Annotated in this window: 18 protein-coding genes and 1 pseudogene; 6 read left to right on the top strand and 13 right to left on the bottom strand. The window is 38.0% G+C overall.

All coding sequences use genetic code 11. From position 1 onward, the window contains the following. Positions 1–11: 11 nt before the first annotated feature. Positions 12–1,802 (bottom strand): signal peptide peptidase SppA, encoded by a 1,791-nt coding sequence (gene sppA / locus R2800_00700; protein MEZ5015543.1) that lies wholly within the window; start codon positions 1,800–1,802, stop codon positions 12–14. Between the two features lie 128 nt (positions 1,803–1,930). On the opposite strand from sppA, the gene R2800_00695 reads away from it, so the two are divergent. The 4 genes from R2800_00695 (at position 1,931) to recQ (ending at position 6,248) form a co-directional block, all read left to right on the top strand. Next, a complete protein-coding gene (locus tag R2800_00695; GenBank protein ID MEZ5015542.1) occupies positions 1,931–2,506 on the top strand; it encodes a hypothetical protein in 576 nt (191 codons plus the stop codon). Then, on the top strand, positions 2,496–3,287 hold the full coding sequence (locus tag R2800_00690) for a class I SAM-dependent methyltransferase (protein MEZ5015541.1): 792 nt from the start codon (positions 2,496–2,498) through the stop codon (positions 3,285–3,287). Before R2800_00695 ends, R2800_00690 begins: the two co-directional genes overlap by 11 nt. Continuing rightward, a complete protein-coding gene (gene folK / locus R2800_00685; GenBank protein MEZ5015540.1) occupies positions 3,271–3,786 on the top strand; it encodes a 2-amino-4-hydroxy-6-hydroxymethyldihydropteridine diphosphokinase in 516 nt (171 codons plus the stop codon). The genes R2800_00690 and folK overlap by 17 nt, the downstream gene beginning before the upstream one ends. 239 nt (positions 3,787–4,025) lie before the next feature. Further along, positions 4,026–6,248 (top strand): DNA helicase RecQ, encoded by a 2,223-nt coding sequence (gene recQ / locus R2800_00680; protein MEZ5015539.1) that lies wholly within the window; start codon positions 4,026–4,028, stop codon positions 6,246–6,248. A gap of 50 nt (positions 6,249–6,298) precedes the next feature. On the opposite strand, the gene ricT is transcribed toward recQ, so the two are convergent. After that, positions 6,299–7,687: a regulatory iron-sulfur-containing complex subunit RicT gene (gene ricT / locus R2800_00675; protein ID MEZ5015538.1), complete on the bottom strand. Its 1,389-nt coding sequence runs from the start codon at positions 7,685–7,687 to the stop codon at positions 6,299–6,301. A gap of 150 nt (positions 7,688–7,837) precedes the next feature. Beyond that, positions 7,838–8,974: a hypothetical protein gene (locus R2800_00670; protein ID MEZ5015537.1), complete on the bottom strand. Its 1,137-nt coding sequence runs from the start codon at positions 8,972–8,974 to the stop codon at positions 7,838–7,840. A gap of 129 nt (positions 8,975–9,103) precedes the next feature. Here R2800_00670 and R2800_00665 point away from each other — a divergent pair, with 129 nt between their 5' ends. Continuing rightward, positions 9,104–9,967 (top strand): SPFH domain-containing protein, encoded by an 864-nt coding sequence (locus R2800_00665; protein MEZ5015536.1) that lies wholly within the window; start codon positions 9,104–9,106, stop codon positions 9,965–9,967. Positions 9,968–9,981: 14 nt separating this feature from the next. Further along, positions 9,982–10,161, top strand: a complete 180-nt coding sequence (locus tag R2800_00660; protein ID MEZ5015535.1) for a hypothetical protein — start codon at positions 9,982–9,984, stop codon at positions 10,159–10,161. 189 nt (positions 10,162–10,350) lie between these two features. On the opposite strand, the gene R2800_00655 is transcribed toward R2800_00660, so the two are convergent. From R2800_00655 to R2800_00610, 10 genes and pseudogenes are all read right to left on the bottom strand, one after another. Continuing rightward, positions 10,351–11,466, bottom strand: a complete 1,116-nt coding sequence (locus tag R2800_00655) for a DNA alkylation repair protein (protein ID MEZ5015534.1) — start codon at positions 11,464–11,466, stop codon at positions 10,351–10,353. A gap of 2 nt (positions 11,467–11,468) precedes the next feature. Beyond that, a complete protein-coding gene (locus R2800_00650) occupies positions 11,469–11,951 on the bottom strand; it encodes an acyl-CoA thioesterase (protein ID MEZ5015533.1) in 483 nt (160 codons plus the stop codon). A 253-nt stretch (positions 11,952–12,204) separates the two neighbouring features. Then, positions 12,205–12,567: pseudogene (gene rplQ / locus R2800_00645) on the bottom strand (50S ribosomal protein L17). A gap of 121 nt (positions 12,568–12,688) precedes the next feature. Continuing rightward, positions 12,689–13,684 carry a DNA-directed RNA polymerase subunit alpha gene (locus R2800_00640; protein MEZ5015532.1) on the bottom strand — a complete coding sequence of 332 codons (996 nt, stop codon included), beginning with the start codon at positions 13,682–13,684 and terminating at the stop codon, positions 12,689–12,691. Positions 13,685–13,786: 102 nt separating this feature from the next. Next, entirely contained in the window at positions 13,787–14,392 is a 606-nt protein-coding gene (rpsD, locus tag R2800_00635) for a 30S ribosomal protein S4 (protein ID MEZ5015531.1), read from the bottom strand. Between the two features lie 86 nt (positions 14,393–14,478). Beyond that, entirely contained in the window at positions 14,479–14,877 is a 399-nt protein-coding gene (rpsK, locus tag R2800_00630) for a 30S ribosomal protein S11 (protein MEZ5015530.1), read from the bottom strand. 99 nt (positions 14,878–14,976) lie between these two features. After that, positions 14,977–15,357 (bottom strand): 30S ribosomal protein S13, encoded by a 381-nt coding sequence (rpsM, locus tag R2800_00625; protein ID MEZ5015529.1) that lies wholly within the window; start codon positions 15,355–15,357, stop codon positions 14,977–14,979. Positions 15,358–15,388: 31 nt separating this feature from the next. After that, on the bottom strand, positions 15,389–15,505 hold the full coding sequence (gene ykgO / locus R2800_00620; GenBank protein ID MEZ5015528.1) for a type B 50S ribosomal protein L36: 117 nt from the start codon (positions 15,503–15,505) through the stop codon (positions 15,389–15,391). 36 nt (positions 15,506–15,541) lie between these two features. Then, positions 15,542–15,760 (bottom strand): translation initiation factor IF-1, encoded by a 219-nt coding sequence (gene infA / locus R2800_00615; GenBank protein MEZ5015527.1) that lies wholly within the window; start codon positions 15,758–15,760, stop codon positions 15,542–15,544. A gap of 126 nt (positions 15,761–15,886) precedes the next feature. After that, positions 15,887–16,453 carry an HAD-IIIA family hydrolase gene (locus R2800_00610; GenBank protein ID MEZ5015526.1) on the bottom strand — a complete coding sequence of 189 codons (567 nt, stop codon included), beginning with the start codon at positions 16,451–16,453 and terminating at the stop codon, positions 15,887–15,889. Positions 16,454–16,462: the final 9 nt, after the last annotated feature.

Genomic DNA, 16,462 nt, shown 5'->3' with positions numbered 1-16,462 from the left:
TGTTGGTCTCTTTATTTCACCTCGATAGTATAAGGAAGCCAAGTCATTGTTTGACCGTTTATTCTCTTCAATCCTTTCAACTTCTTGATAAGTTGATACTCTTCACTCATCTCGTATTCCATTACAGCTTTAGCTATATCTACCTTTACATTGCTATTATTAGTGATGTTTTTCAACAATGCCTCAAACCTATCTACAGGCTCTGGGTAAGTAACTACCTGATAGTCGTCTATATCAGCCTTGGCAGATGCGCTCTCTATAGCCCTACTCAAACCTCCATAACCATCTGCCAATCCTTTTTCAATAGCATCAGTTCCTGTCCATACCCTACCTTGCGCTACTTCATCAACAGCATTAATATCCATATGCCTACCCTCAGCTACTCTGCTTTTGAAGATGTGGTAAATATTGTCTACCGACCTTTGCATACGAGCTCTTTCTTCTGCAGTTAAGGTTCTTATGCCACTAGGGAAGTCTGCATATGGTGCTGTCTTCACCCCATCAAAGGTGATACCTAATTTGTTCTTCATTAAGTTTTCAGTGCTGAACATCATTGAAAAGACACCTATACTACCCGTAATTGTATTAGGCATTACAAAAACACTATCAGCAAGAGCAGAGATGTAATACCCTCCTGATGCTGCATAGTCTCCCATAGAAACTATAATAGGCTTCTTTTCTTTCAATAACTGTAACTCTCTCCATATGATCTCTGAAGCTAGCGCACTACCACCCGGAGAATTTACTCTTAATACAACAGCTTTAATATCATCATTGTTCTTCACTTTTCTGATCTGTTCTACCATATCAACAGATGCAATTTGGTACATATCGTTCTTCTCACCTTTTATGATCTCTCCTTCTGCTACCAATACCGCGATCTTATCTCCTTTTATCTTTCTGCTCTGATACACTTTTTTAGCATATCTATTAATGGACAATAGTTTCAGCTTGCTATCCTCATCCAAGCCTGCAGCTTCCTTCAATCGTGCTTCGACACCATCTGCATATAACAGACTACTGATTAGTTTATTGGCAACAGCATCTTTAGGGAACTCTATTGCTCCTGTTTGTGCCATAGTAATTATCTCTTCTTTTGTCTTATTGCTATAGCCTGCTACTGCAGTTACAAATTCATTCCAAAAATCTGCTTGAAACTCTTGAATTTGCTCTCTATTGGCATCACTCATTTTTGTAGTTCTAAAAGGCTCTGTAGCACTTTTAAATTTACCTGCATAAAATATCTCCGGCTCTATCTCCAACTTATCCAATGAGCCTTTGAAGAACGCTAATACTGTAGCGAAACCCTTTAGTTCTATTTCACCTACAGGATTCAGGTAAATGCTATCTGCCGCCGTAGCAACATAATAAGCTCCTTGGGTAATATACTCCCCATAGGCATACACAAACTTGCCGCTTTCTTTGAATGAAGCTATTGCTTCTCTTACTTCTTGTAGTGTAGCCCAACCATTCGGCGAGCTTCCCAATCTTAAGTATATACCTTTTATATCATCGTCATTCTTAGCATAGTTGATAGACTTAACTATATCATACAAACTTGCGGTGTAACTTTCATCTCCACTAAATGCAGCAAAAGAATTCTCTTCTCCTATTTCATGAATTGAAGAACGCAAGTCTATTCGTAAAATACTGCTACTTGATACACTTACTTTCTCAGGTGTTGGCTTTACCGAATTAGATATTGCCGCCACCAGCAACCCGATACCAATACCAACTATAACAACCCCTGCTATAATTATTGCCAAAAATGAGGCAAAAAACATCTTAAAAAACTGCTTCATAGAATATTCCTTTTCAAACTGTATAGGTGCAAATATACAGGAGGTAATTGAAGTTCAACATATTTATCTTTTTACCAATGGGTGATTTTATACGGTATTTATTAAATCAGGTTCCCTATTTTTACTCTATGAAGCGATTATATTGCTTACTATTCATCTTGTGCATAGGCACAAATTATGTTTGGGCACAACAACTCTCTGAAGAGTCTATCAGACTAAAGAAAGTCTTTACAAAATATCAAGAGGTAAAAGATGCTCCCGAATGGCACTTGCGTTTGATAGATGCATTCCCTAACAATAAAGACGTTTTCATGGACATGTTCAATGCTCCTGAAAAAGACCAGCTATACCATGATAGCCATGACTATATGATGGCTTTTAAACATTCCAGTAATAGCTATCCCGACATGGCGCTACACAAGAGTTTATCTATTAGCACGGAACTATTAACTTGGAGTGCTGGGCCTGTAGATGATCTCCAAGAAACCATATATCATATCGCTCTTCACAACGCAGACACTTTTATTCAAACAATTAGCCTTTACAATAAAAAAGCGATTGCGGATATTGCTCATTTTCTCACCAGCAGTCAATCTGGCAAACTTCACCCTGATTATTCTAAACTAATAGCGCTACTTGAGGTTAAAGAACAAAAAAGATTAGCTAAAATATTTCGCAAAGAAATTCCAGACTATGAGCGATAATAACCCCGTATATAATACGATTGGCACAACCTATAATACAACTAGGAATGCAGACCCCTACCTAGCTGGCAGGCTTTACCATTTACTATCTCCTGATACTGAGGGAAAATACTTAGACATTGGCTGTGGCACGGGCAACTACTTTAGGGCACTTAGCGATATGGGTGTAGATCTATTAGGTATTGACCCTTCGGAAACCATGCTTCAAGCAGCAAGAGCCAACAATCCAGATAAAACATTTCTTTGCGCTAAAGCTGAGAACATACCTTTTGACGATAATTATTTTGATGGGGGCATAGGAACCTTTACCATGCACCACTGGGATAGTATAGCAGATGGGATGAAAGAACTCAATAGAATAGCAAAACCAGGGGCTCGTTTTGTATTCCTTAGCTTCGCTCCTGAACAAATGGACAGATATTGGTTGAAACATTATTTTCCTGACATGATAAAGTTATCAGGAGACCTAGTACCTAGCATCCCTAAGATGACAGAGCTACTACTAAACAATGGATTCAACAATGTAACAACAGAAAAATACTTTGTTCATGAAGAGCTAACTGACCTATTCCTTTTTGCTTATAAATATCAACCAGAAAAATATTTAGACCCCAAAGTTAGAAGTGGGGCATCCAGCTTTAGGCTTTTTGTCGAAGAAGAAGAATTGAATAATGGTTTAGCTAAACTTGAGGAGGATATTAACTCAGGCGCAATAGACGCTATCATAGAAAACTATGAAAATGATTTAGGCGACTATCTATTTTATGTTGCAACAAAATAAGGGGCAGTTGAACACTAAAAACACAGCATACTTACTACTAGGTAGTAACGAGGGAGATAGAGAACAGTGGATATCTACTGCCATAAAATATATAGAAAAAGAAGTTGGCCATGTAACCCGGCAGTCTGCCTTTTACCAAACAGCAGCATGGGGCATTGAGGAGCAACCCGATTTCTTAAACATGGCAATAGCTATAGAAACAGAACTTACCCCTATAGAACTGTTAGACAACATATTAGCAATAGAGCAACAACTGGGCAGGGAAAGAACCTTGAAATGGGGACAAAGAACTATAGATATAGACATCTTGTTCTACAATGACATCATTTTAGAGACAGAACGCCTTACTGTACCTCACCCTTATATCCATAAAAGAAATTTTGCTCTAGTTCCTCTTGAAGAAATTGCCCCAAATTTGCTTCATCCTATTTTAAATAAAGATATCACACAACTACTTGATAACTGTACAGATAAACTACAAGTTACTAAGCTTAAATAAATGCGAATCGGCTGTAGGCACTCCTATCAAAGTCCTTTCCCAAAAGGGTAATAACCAATAAAACATGCATAATTTTTTTTAAATATATTTTAGAAAACCTTTGCATTTTATATCGCTGTTTTTTAATTTGTTAGTTGTAAATTCGTGTGCTGTCACCTTTTACTTATGTGATAAAACTCTTATTAATCTTTTAAACATTGTGGATGATCTGACATTTACTTTAGTATTTTAAATAATGTATGGACGCAGGAAAAGTTGCCACAAAATCTAGAATGAACCTTAAAAAAGCGCTTTTAGAGCATTTTGGTTTCGAGGGTTTCAAAGGAGACCAGGAAAAGATCATAAAAAGTATTCTTTCAGGGAAAGACACTTTTGTTATAATGCCAACAGGTGGCGGTAAATCTTTATGTTATCAACTACCGGCACTAGTAAGTGATGGTATTGCTATTGTGGTCTCACCACTGATAGCACTGATGAAGAATCAGGTAGATCTGATACGCAGTTATTGTAGCAAGGATGATATAGCACACTTCCTAAACTCTACATTAAGCAAAACACAACAAAAGAAAGTTAAGTCAGACATTGTTCAAGGGCATACTAAAATATTATATGTAGCTCCCGAAACGCTTACAAAACAAGAAAACATAGATTTCTTCTCACAGATAGGCATCTCTTTCTTTGCAGTAGATGAGGCGCACTGTATCTCAGAATGGGGACATGATTTCAGACCTGAATACAGGAAATTGAGAGCAATGATCGAACAGATCAATGCTGATATTCCTATCATTGCCCTTACCGCTACGGCAACACCTAAGGTACAAGATGATATTGTGAAGAACCTTGACCTTAAAAAACCGAATATTTTCATTTCGTCCTTCAACAGGGCAAATTTATACTACGAGATACTGCCCAAAGGCAGTAAAGCCAATGTACTTAAAAACATAGTTAAGTACATTCGAAAGAACAAAGGCAAGAGTGGTATCATATATACCCTGAATAGAAAAACAACGGAGGAGCTTGCCAGTACATTGCAGGCTAACGGAATTACCGCTGTGGCCTACCATGCAGGTCTTGATGCTAATGTAAGGGCTAAACGCCAAGACCAATTCCTAATGGAAGAGGTGGAAGTTATTGTAGCCACAATAGCTTTTGGTATGGGCATTGACAAGCCAGATGTAAGGTTTGTGATGCACTATAATATCCCTAAATCTCTGGAGAACTACTACCAAGAAACAGGTAGAGCAGGACGTGATGGACTAGAGGGTAACTGTATTCTTTATTACTCTCATAAAGATGTGCAGAAGCTTGAACACCTGATGAGGGACAAGCCATTGAGTGAAAGAGAAATGGGTGCTCAACTTATATCTGAAACAGTAGCTTATTCTGAAAGTGGTGTTTGTAGAAGAAAATTATTGCTCCACTATTTTGGTGAAGAATACAAAGAGGACAATTGCGGCAAATGTGACAACTGTAATAATCCTAAAGAAAAGCTTGAAGTAAGAGACAGTTCTAAAATAGTTTTAGACACCGTTAATGAACTTGATGAGCGTTTTAATATCGACTATGTAGTAAATATAATCTTAGGTAAATCAAACCCACAAATCAAGACATTCAAACATGATAAATTGAAATCTTTTGGTTCAGGTCTTATCATGGAAATGGAAGATAACTTCTGGCACTCATTAATAAGACAAATGATGCTTGAAGGCCTTCTTCGAAAAGACATCGAAGAATATGGTTTGCTTAAAATAACCGACAGAGGTCGTAAATTCCTTAAAAAGCCATTCTCTATAATGGTGGTATTGAACCACGAGTTTAAAGAGGATGATAGTGATGAAGAAGAGGTAAACGCAGGAGCACCTGCCAGTGCAGACCCTGTACTCTTTGAGATGCTTAAAGAGCTAAGAAAAGATGTTGCCAGAGAAAAAGGGTTACCACCATTTGTCATCTTCTTAGAGAACTCACTTGACGAGATGGCCACCAACTATCCTACTACCCTTGATGAGCTAGAACGCATACAAGGAGTAAGTAAGGGCAAAGCAATGCGCTTTGGCAAGAAGTTTATTCAACTAATAGAAAAATATGTAGAGGAGAATGATATAGAAAAGCCTGACGATTTTGTTATGCGAAGCGTTGTCAACAAAAGTGGAATGAAGGTGTATATCATTCAGAACATAGACAAAAAGATACCTCTTGAAACTATAGCTAAAAATAAGGGCATCAGCGCTCACGACTTACTAACAGAAATGGAAAGTATTGTAGCTAGTGGCACTAAGTTAAATCTAGACTACATTCTAGATCAAGAGCTGGATGAGTATGAGCAAGAGGATATCTCTGACTACTTCAGAGAGAGCGAAGATGATAACTTGGACGATGCTTATGAAGAATTTAGAGATAGTAACGTGACTATAGAACAATTGCAAATGATGCGTATCAAGTTCATGAGTGAATTTGCGAACTAACTATACAAAAAGTATATACCGTAAAAAAGAGGCTGCATGCAGCCTCTTTTTTAATTAGTATCATTCTTCTTTTGTGGTGGTCTCTGTTTACTTCTATTTTGAGTAGCAGGTCTGTTACTGTTACCACCTGGCTTATTTTTAGTATTGTTATTTCTGTTACTAGGTCTTGCTGGTCCTTTTTGTTGTCCTTGACCTTGTTTGCCCTGTCCTTGCCCTTGCTTATTAGATGGTGAAGACGCAGAAGCATTTCTCCTATTGTTGTTATTCCCTTGCCCTTGAGGTCTGGCATTTCTTTCACCGCCGCCTCCACTTGGACGTTTTTTCTTTTTCTTCTTCCCTTTTTCAAGAGAGCGCAAACTGATCTGGCCAACATCGTTCACAAAGCCCATATCTACTTTGGCGGCATGCTTCTCATTGCTTACTTCCAGCTCTACAGGTTGTAGCTCCTCGGCTTTTTTACCCGCCTTGTTAAGTGCTAATATTTCATTTACGCGATCTATGCTTAGAGGATACTGCTTATTGCTATCGCTATAGCTAAACCACATTAGGTTCTTAAATATATCTCTCTTTTGAAGATTGGCTCTCCCTTTTACAGTTTCAACGTACTCTATATTTTCAGGGAATACCTTCAAGGCATCCATATAGGTATCTAGCTCAAAGTTAAGGCAGCATTTAAGCCTACCACACTGACCACTAAGTTTAGTTTGATTGATAGAAAGGTTTTGATAACGAGCGGCAGCAGTGTTTACACTTTTGAAGTCGGTAAGCCAAGTGCTACAGCAAAGCTCTCTACCACAACTACCTATACCTCCTACTTTACCACTTTCCTGACGAGCACCTATCTGCTTCATTTCTACCTTGACCCTGAAATCTGAAGCATAACGCTTGATCAACTCTCTAAAGTCAACGCGCTGGTCGGCAGTATAAAAGAAGGTTGCTTTTTTACCATCAGCCTGGATCTCCACTTCACAAAGCTTCATCTCCAGATCTAACTGACGAGCTATTGCTCTGGCACGAGTTAAGAAATCAGATTCTTTTTCTTTGTTCTTGTCACGTGCTTCAAGATCTGCTTCCGTTGCCGTGCGCAGCACCTTTTTAGTAACCTCTTCTTCTTTTACGTTATTCTTTTTCAGCTGTAGCTTCACTAGCTCACCTGTAAGACTTACCTGGCCTACATCGAAGCCACTTACGCCTTCCAGAGCTAGCATTTCGCCTTTGGCAGGAAGAATAGAGCTATTAATTCTATAAAAATCCTTTCTACTTCCTTTATTAAAAGATAACTCTATTATATCATACGGTTTTGCCCCACTAGGTAAGGGCAGGGTACTTAGCCAATCAAAAACATTCAACCTGTTACATCCACCACTACTACATCCACCATTGCTCTTACATCCACCGGGTTTTCCATTAGCTCCAGACCCACAATTTCCACATCCCATTTACTATATATTTATGAAGACAGTAAGCCGATATCCACATTTAACATTCATTCCTATGATACCTTTTCAGCTTACCTGATAATTAAAAAACTACAATTAGCGAAAATACTAAAAAAAGGGAGATATAATAACAATATAACAGCAGAGTGTCTATAATTGAGGTATTGGTCTATTAGATACAATATAAGCTAACTTAATAGCTAGTGCATGTAGCTGTGTTTTGCTATGCGCATTACGCTCTACTTTATGTATTGTATCGGTCATCTCCTCAACCATATTATTAAACACATTAATACTTACATTCATAGAAGCCAGCTTTTTCACAAACTGAGACTCTGCTTCAGGCAAAGAAGGTTCTTGATCGGGTAAGTATTTAGCTCTTATAGCCTGCTCTAATAGTTGGATATTATATTGTAAAAAATTCTTTTGTTTCTCTCTCCCCTCCTTACTCCACTCTTCTGCAAATTTTGACAGAGCAATGCCATTATTTGTGAATATAGCATTGAACAATGTCCTTACACTTGCAAACAAATCATTACCAGCGTGTTGCAACAATCTAAGTGCCTCGGCATAGCTACCATGAGACATATGTGCCACTTGAGCTGCCCTTGCTTCATCAGCTAGCCCTTTGGCTACAAACCGTTGAGCAATATCTACTTCTGGTATAGGAGCTAGTCTTATTATCTGTGTTCGAGACAAGATAGTTGGCAATATCTCTTCCAGATCTTCCGCCACAAATATCAAAAAAGTATTCGCAGGTGGTTCTTCTATTAATTTAAGTAAGATATTCCCCTCCTTACCCAAATATTCCGGCCTCCATACAATTTGCACTTTACCTTTCCCTTCATACGACTTTAAGTTCAAGTCTTCAATTATCGTCCTGCACTCTTCAGCCGTAATATTCCCTTGTTTATTCTCCGCGTTTATAAACTGCAACCAGTCGTAAGAAGAGCTGTATGGTGTTTGCTGGACAAACTCTCTAAAATCTTTGATGAAAAGCTTACTACTTGCTTTTGTACCAGGCTTAGGAGAAATAGAGGGAAATGATAAGTGTAGATCGGGGTGTTCTAATCCTTTCACTTTACTACAGGAAGCGCATTCACCACAAGAGTCCGTTTCCTGCCTGTTCTCACAAAAAATATACTGTGCAATAGCTAATGCCATTGGCAAACCGCCTACTCCATCACGACCAACAAGTAGTAGTGCATGAGGAAAATGGTTGTTCTGCCACATGCCTATTATTCCTTCTTTAGCTTTTTGTTGCCCAGGTATATCTATAAATCTCATTGCTATTTATAAAAGTAAAAAGAAAAAGAGTAGCTCTGCCTCTAGAAATGAAAAGTTTTGGTGGAATCAGAAAAATAATTTAATTTGATATCATTATAATATCATTTCAAATAAACTAAAACTACATAAATGGAAAAAAACGTAAAAGCAATGAATGGCTATTTAGCCTTATTATTATCACTAGTTCTACTAGTCTTATCTATTGTATTCTTTGCAATGGGAGATACTAATATAGAATGGGTATTCGTGGGTATACTCAGTATAATCATTATGGTGTTCTTACTTAAAGGACTAATGGTGATACACCCTAACCATATAAGAGTCTTGAACTTCTTTGGTAAATACGTAGGCACAGTAAAAGCAAATGGCTTATTTTTTGTCAATCCGCTATACTCTACAGTAAAACTGACACAACGTGCTCAAAACCTAGCAACGCCTACCCTAAAAGTGAATGATAAAATGGGTAATCCTATTGAGATCGGAGCAGTTGTAGTATGGAAAATTGCCGACAGCTATAAAGCAGCCTATGAGGTATCTAACTATAAAGAGTTTGTAGTGACACAAAGTGAAGCTGCTGTACGTAGTCTTGCAGGTGGTTTTGCCTATGATAATATTGAAGATGAAGAAGCAAAGATAACACTTAGAGATGGAGGCGAAGAGGTAAATGCACTATTGGAAAAAGAACTGACTGATAGACTACAAAGTGCAGGCATAGCTATTCTGGAAGCACGTATTAGTCATCTAGCATATGCTCAAGAAATAGCAGGAGCTATGCTACAAAGACAACAGGCTACTGCGATAGTAGCAGCAAGGTATAAGATAGTAGAAGGAGCTGTGGGCATGGTGGAAATGGCACTAACAGAATTAAACAAAAAAGATATAGTAGATCTTGATGAAGACAAAAAAGCAACAATGGTAAGCAACTTGCTGGTAGTACTGTGTGGAGAGAAAAACACACAACCTGTTATCAATACAGGCACACTTCATCAATAAAACATTAAAGTTACGTGGGTAAGAAAAAGAGTTTTGTTTTACGATTGAACGAAGAGACTTATAAGGAGCTGGAGAAATGGGCAGCTGATGAGTTTCGTAGCGTCAATGGGCAACTGGAATGGCTAATAGACAAAGCCATGAAAGATGCTGGAAGAAAGAAAAAGACAACAACTAAAAAAGACAATAATCTCTAACCTGACCTTCGGGTCCTAAAAATTCACAACATGTTTTTATATCTATTTCGGAAGTACCTCAGAAAAAATGCAGAACAGCACAACAAGCTAATTCCAATTTTTGTTTGGACATCCTCAGTATCATTACTCCTCGTAGGTGTCTATCTTATGTATTAACAATAAGCCCTAACTGTATAGTTAGGGCTTATTTTATATTAGCTTGAAGTCACTAGTATCCATTTCATGCCCGTTTATTATCACAGACACTTTATGAGGTCCCTTATAGTATTTTCTCGTAGTTATAGGTTTAAAACTTTGTTTTCGCTCTACATTATATTCTTCACCAGCGGCATAACTACGCTCACTTATTTTAAATACTTTTTTAGACAAAGTTCCATTTGCTCTTAAATAATACATACCATATTCTAATCGTAAGACTTTGTCTTTCTTACCAGTATTATGAATACGGAATGAGAATTTCAAATCCTTACCCTCCTTCACGGTAGGTGTAAGCACTTTAAAATCAGACAACTTTATTGACTTATCCATCTCTAAACCAAACAAGCTCATCACAGTTGTGTTACCTTGTTTTAATAAGGTACGTGCAGCATGCTTAGCCACCCAGTCTGTATGCTTGGTTTTACCTAGCCAGTTCTTAATAAGCTTCACTGCCAGTTCTGGATTGTCTTTTGATATATCATTAAGATTATTGGCCACGCTTTTTCTTACCCATACATCATCGTCATTCTTTAAGTTTTCTAGTATGGGTAATATTGGAGCAGGGTTATCTTTAAATCTATCAAGAGCCATACCCCAAGGCAATCTTGGTCTACACCCCTCAGTGGACAGCCTGCGCACTTTAGCATTTTTGTGTTTTGACCATTGAAGCATTTGCCGCATCATCCTATCCTCATACTTTATAATAAAAGGTCTTACTGCAAATTCACAACTCATAAATTGAGTAAGCAGCTCCATTGCTTTTATAGACTCATCATAGTATTCCAGACCATAACGTTCTATATATTCACAAAGGCACATGTACCCAAAACTCACCTCTTTAATATTAGCCGCTAAAAGCTCCTTCGTTATATCTGTAATTATTTTAGCAGCCTTAGGGAAACTATTTGGGAGTAATCCGTGTAACACTTCCGTAACGTGTTTTACTCGTTGTTTTAGTTCCTTTTCGTTCCATTCTTTATCAAAGATGCTATCTCTGAATTTCTTCTTTGTGCCTACTTTTACATGCTTTGCAACCCCATCATAGAGCTCATCAACAAACGAAGGCTTAAAAAAGACATCCTTAAATAATTTACTTTCTTCTGCCATAATTATAGTTTTGACTTTATCTCTTTAACACGTTCCTCAAACGTCATTTTTCTATCTAGTGGATTTTCTAATGGCTTAAAATAATCCATCAGTTCCTTTGAATGTTCGTCTCTCTTTTGTGTAGCAAAATTAAAATGAACAAACTTTGACCACAATATGGCTTTCAATTGGGTCTTTGTCTTATCCCACATATACATCTCTACAAGAATGTCTGTGTTCGTCAATTCTAACAAGGTTGATTGTATCACTACTGTTTCCATCAACATGGCTGGTTTTAGATAAGCTATCTGATTCTGCCCTACCACCCAGCTTTTACCATGCTCCTTACCATAAGCATATATGTTCAATTGGTAGTTTTCCCAAAGATGGTCTTCGCGAGCATTAATAAAATAGTCTATATACCTAGAATTATTCAAGTGATTAAAGGGGTCACAATCTGGGAAACGGATCAAAACCTTACTTTCCAGTACTTTGCTTTTGTTCATGCTAAATAGTTATAGCTGCAACTTAAATCATTATAAATAAAAAAGGCTACCAAATTGGTAGCCTTTAACATTATATAAGTTTAAAGAACTAGTCTTTATTCTCTTCTTGTGCTGGAGCTTCTGTAGCAGGAGTCTCTGCAACTGTTTCTTCAGGAGCTGGAGTTTCTGTAGCAGGAGCTGCTTTTTTAGCACCACCACTACGTCTGCTACGACGAGTTTTCTTATCAGAAGTACTCTTAGCCGTGTTTTGATAGATCTCGTTGAAATCAACTAACTCGATCATTGCCATATCAGCAGCATCACCCATACGACGTGGTAACTTGATGATACGAGTGTAACCACCAGGACGGTTAGCTACCTTATCACCAACAACAGAGAAAAGTTCAGTAACTGTCTCTTTATCTTGAAGATAACTAAAAGCAACACGACGGTTGTTAGTGTTATCAACTTTAGAACGAGTAATGATCGGCTCAACATGTACACGTAGTGCTTTTGCTTTAGCCAATGTAGTATTGATACGTTTATGTTGTATCAACTGACGCGAAAGGTTCATCATTAGAGCCTTACGGTGTGCCTTTTTACGACCTAGATTATTTACTTTATCTCCGTGACGCATGACTTATGTTTTTAAATTGTCATTAATTTCCTCCGTACCGTGTCAAGGAATTACGAAGTACATTTGTTATAAAAAATACAGGATAAACTATGTCTTATAGTTTATCCTGCAAAATTATTAATTAGTCGCTGCTGCGAACATATTTGCTGATATCCATACCGAAGTGTAGACCACGCTCACCCAGTACTTGCTCGATCTCAGAAAGAGACTTCTGACCGAAGTTACGGAACTTCATTAGCTCTTCTTGAGTGTATTGAACTAACTCACTTAGAGAATTGATCTTAGCTGCTTTCAAACAGTTAAAAGCACGTACAGAAAGTTCTAGATCTTCAAGTGGAGTATTCAACACTTTACGTACTTGTAAAGTTTCTTCATCTACTACAGCTTCCTTCTCTTCACGTTTGGTATCAAGAGAGATATTTTCGTCAGTAATGATCATCAAGTGCTGAATAAGAATGCGAGATGCTTCTTTAACAGCTTCTTCCGGATGAATAGTACCATCTGTAGCAACTTCCATGATCAATTTTTCAAAGTCAGTACGTTGCTCAACACGAGTGTTCTCAATACGATACTGAACGTTCTTGATCGGAGTGTATATAGAGTCGATAGCTATGATACCTACAGGTGCCTCAAGAGGACGATTTTCTTCAGCAGGAACATAACCGCGACCTTTACCAAGATGTAATTCTATTTGGAAAGTAGTACCTGGCTCCATATTGCAAACAACCAAATCCGGGTTCATTACCTCAAAGTTTGGAAGCGCATCACCGATCATACCTGCAGTAAAGCTCTCTTGACCTTTGATAGTTAGTTCAACACGGTCAGTAGATACTTCATCCTCAACCACTTTCTTTAAGCGCACTTGCTTAAGGTTCAAAATGATCTCTGTAACATCTTCAAGCACACCTTTGATAGTGGCAAACTCATGGTCAGCACCAGCGATCTTGATAGCTGTGATTGCATAACCCTCAAGTGAAGATAATAGAACACGACGTAAAGCGTTACCAATAGTAACACCATAACCAGGTTCTAACGGACGGAACTCAAATAGAGCTTCAAAATCTGTTGCTTTTTGAAGAGCAATTTTATCCGGCTTTTGGAAATTCAATATGGCCATATTGAGCTTACTTATTTTTAGAAAATATTATTAAAAATGGTGGCTTTGTTAAAAAGCCTATAATAAAACCTATAGCCTCTGTATAGAGGCTATAAGTAATCATTACTTAGAATATAACTCGACGATCAATTGCTCTTTAATATTCTCAGGAACGCTATCGCGCTCTGGATGAGCAATGTATGTACCTTTCAACTCACCTTCATTCCACTCTACCCAGCTAATTTTAGGATTTTTACTTCCTATCATGCTAGTGATGTCAGTGTTTACTTTACTCTTAGGCTTCAATTCAATAACGTCACCTGGCTTCAAACGGTAAGAAGGAATATTAACGATATTTCCGTTTACCATGATGTGCTTGTGAGATACTAGTTGACGAGCAGCAGGACGAGTAGGAGCAATACCTAAACGATATACTGTATTGTCTAACCTAGCTTCCAGAAGACGGATAAGGTTTTCACCTGTAGCTCCCTTCAAACGGTTAGCTTCTACATATGTGTTACGGAATTGCTTCTCTAGAACACCGTATGTATATTTTGCTTTTTGCTTTTCTTTAAGCTGTAAAGCGTACTCTGAAGTAGACTTACGTCTACGAGAGTTACCATGCTGTCCCGGAGGGAAGCTGTTCTTTTGTAGGCTTTTTCCTGAACCAAGTATTGGTTCTCCAAATTTTCTACAAATTCTGTTTTTAGGTCCTGTGTAACGAGCCATTTTTTATTTGCGATTTTTCATTTTCCCGTAACGTCTCATAAAAATCGAAAAATCGGATCCGTTACGGTAATTGTTATTAAAAGATATTATACTCTACGTTTTTTCGGAGGACGGCAACCGTTGTGCGGTAATGGAGTCACGTCTTTGATGGTAACGATCTCCAAACCAACATTTGATAAAGAACGGATAGCACCTTCACGACCAGAACCTGGTCCTTTTACATAAACATCCACTTTCTTCAATCCAGCATCCATTGCTTTTTTACCACAATCCTGAGCAGCAGTTTGAGCTGCGTATGGAGTGTTTTTCTTTGAGCCACGGAAGCCCATTTTACCTGCAGAAGACCAAGATATAACTTGACCGCTCTTGTTTGTTAAGCTAATGATGATGTTGTTGAATGTTGCACTGATATGTGCATCACCGTAAGCATCAACTTTAACTACGCGCTTCTTAGAAGAAGTCTTTGAAGATTGTCCTTTTGCCATTTTTTACAAATAAGGTAGTCTAAAAATGAAATTGGGATCACCCAACCGCGAGCCACTCCTCCCTGCTGCACCACAACAGATCCAGTAGTGGCAACGCTATTATTTTCTTGGTGCTTTCTTTTTACCTGCAACTGTCTTACGCTTACCCTTACGAGTACGGCTGTTAGTACGAGTACGCTGTCCACGAAGTGGTAAACCTTTACGGTGACGTAAACCTCTGTAACAAGCAATATCCATTAAGCGCTTGATGTTCATTTGCACTTCCGAACGAAGCTGACCTTCTACCTTGAATTCGTTAGTAATCGTGTTACGAATTTCAGATAGTTCATCATCATTCCAATCCGCTGCTTTCTTATCATAGTCTATACCTGCTTTATCAAGTATGTACTGAGCAGTGCTACGGCCAATACCGTAGATGTAAGTAAGCGCAATTTCGCCACGCTTGTTTTTCGGAAGGTCAATACCAGCTATACGAGCCATGTATGTATATAAATTTTATTATTAATAATGATTACCCTTGACGTTGCTTAAATCTTGGGTTCTTCTTGTTAATTACGTATAATTTCCCTTTACGACGTACGATCTTACAATCGGCGCTACGTTTTTTTATTGATGCTCTAACCTTCATTACTGTTGGGTTATATAATTATAATTATGATTACGCTTATTTATACCTATATATAATACGACCTCTTGTTAAATCATAAGGGCTCATCTCTACCCCTACTTTATCTCCAGGCAGTATTCTGATGTAGTGCATACGCATTTTACCAGAAATAGTTGCCAAGATCTCATGATCATTTTCCAATCTAACTCGAAACATTGCGTTGGACAATGCCTCGACTATTATACCATCCTGTTTAATTAAAGACTGCTTCGCCATATTATAAAGGATTGCAAAGGTAAAGAAAAAATTGCTTCTCCAACAATTTTTCTCCACTAAATATGGCTTTTTTGTTAAATTGTAGCTCAAAATAGCCACATAAGGCTATTTCTCCTATGTAACCTGTTAGTTTTCAGATATATGCGAAGAAACAAATTGCTCTGTCCAAGACAATAAAGAAGCATATTGTTCGTCAATTAGGTCGTGCGGAAGCTCAAAAGGAGGGTTTGTTGTCGTTAAAAACACGGTATGCATCGACTGACGCTTGCCAAACTCCATATCACTTAAATTATTACCGACCATTACACTCTTACTAAAGTCTATATTAGAAAAGTCTTCTTTTGCCTGCTCCCCCATACCTGTATTAGGCTTACGGTTATGGTTATCATCTTCCAAAGCCGTACACGCATACACTTTATCTATTCTTCCCGAAGCATTGGCAATAGCCGCTACCATTTTATTATTAATATCCTTCAGATCGTCTATTGACATAATTCCCCTACCTACACCTCTCTGGTTGGTAACTACTATAATAGTACCAAACAGCTGAGCTACATTACCTAGGGCTTCTAGCGCGCCGTCACAAAACCTAAATTCGCTCCAATCCGTGATGTATGTACCTTTATTTTCAACATTGATGACTCCATCTCTGTCTAAAAATAATGTCCAATCTTTATTTACTTCAATACCCATAACATCCAG

Origin of the sequence: Flavipsychrobacter sp., from assembly GCA_041392855.1 — a bacterium.
Classification (GTDB): Bacteria; Bacteroidota; Bacteroidia; order Chitinophagales; family Chitinophagaceae; genus UBA5543.
The sequence above is the reverse complement of the archived record's forward strand: the minus strand, read 5'-3'. Positions and strand labels throughout refer to the sequence as shown.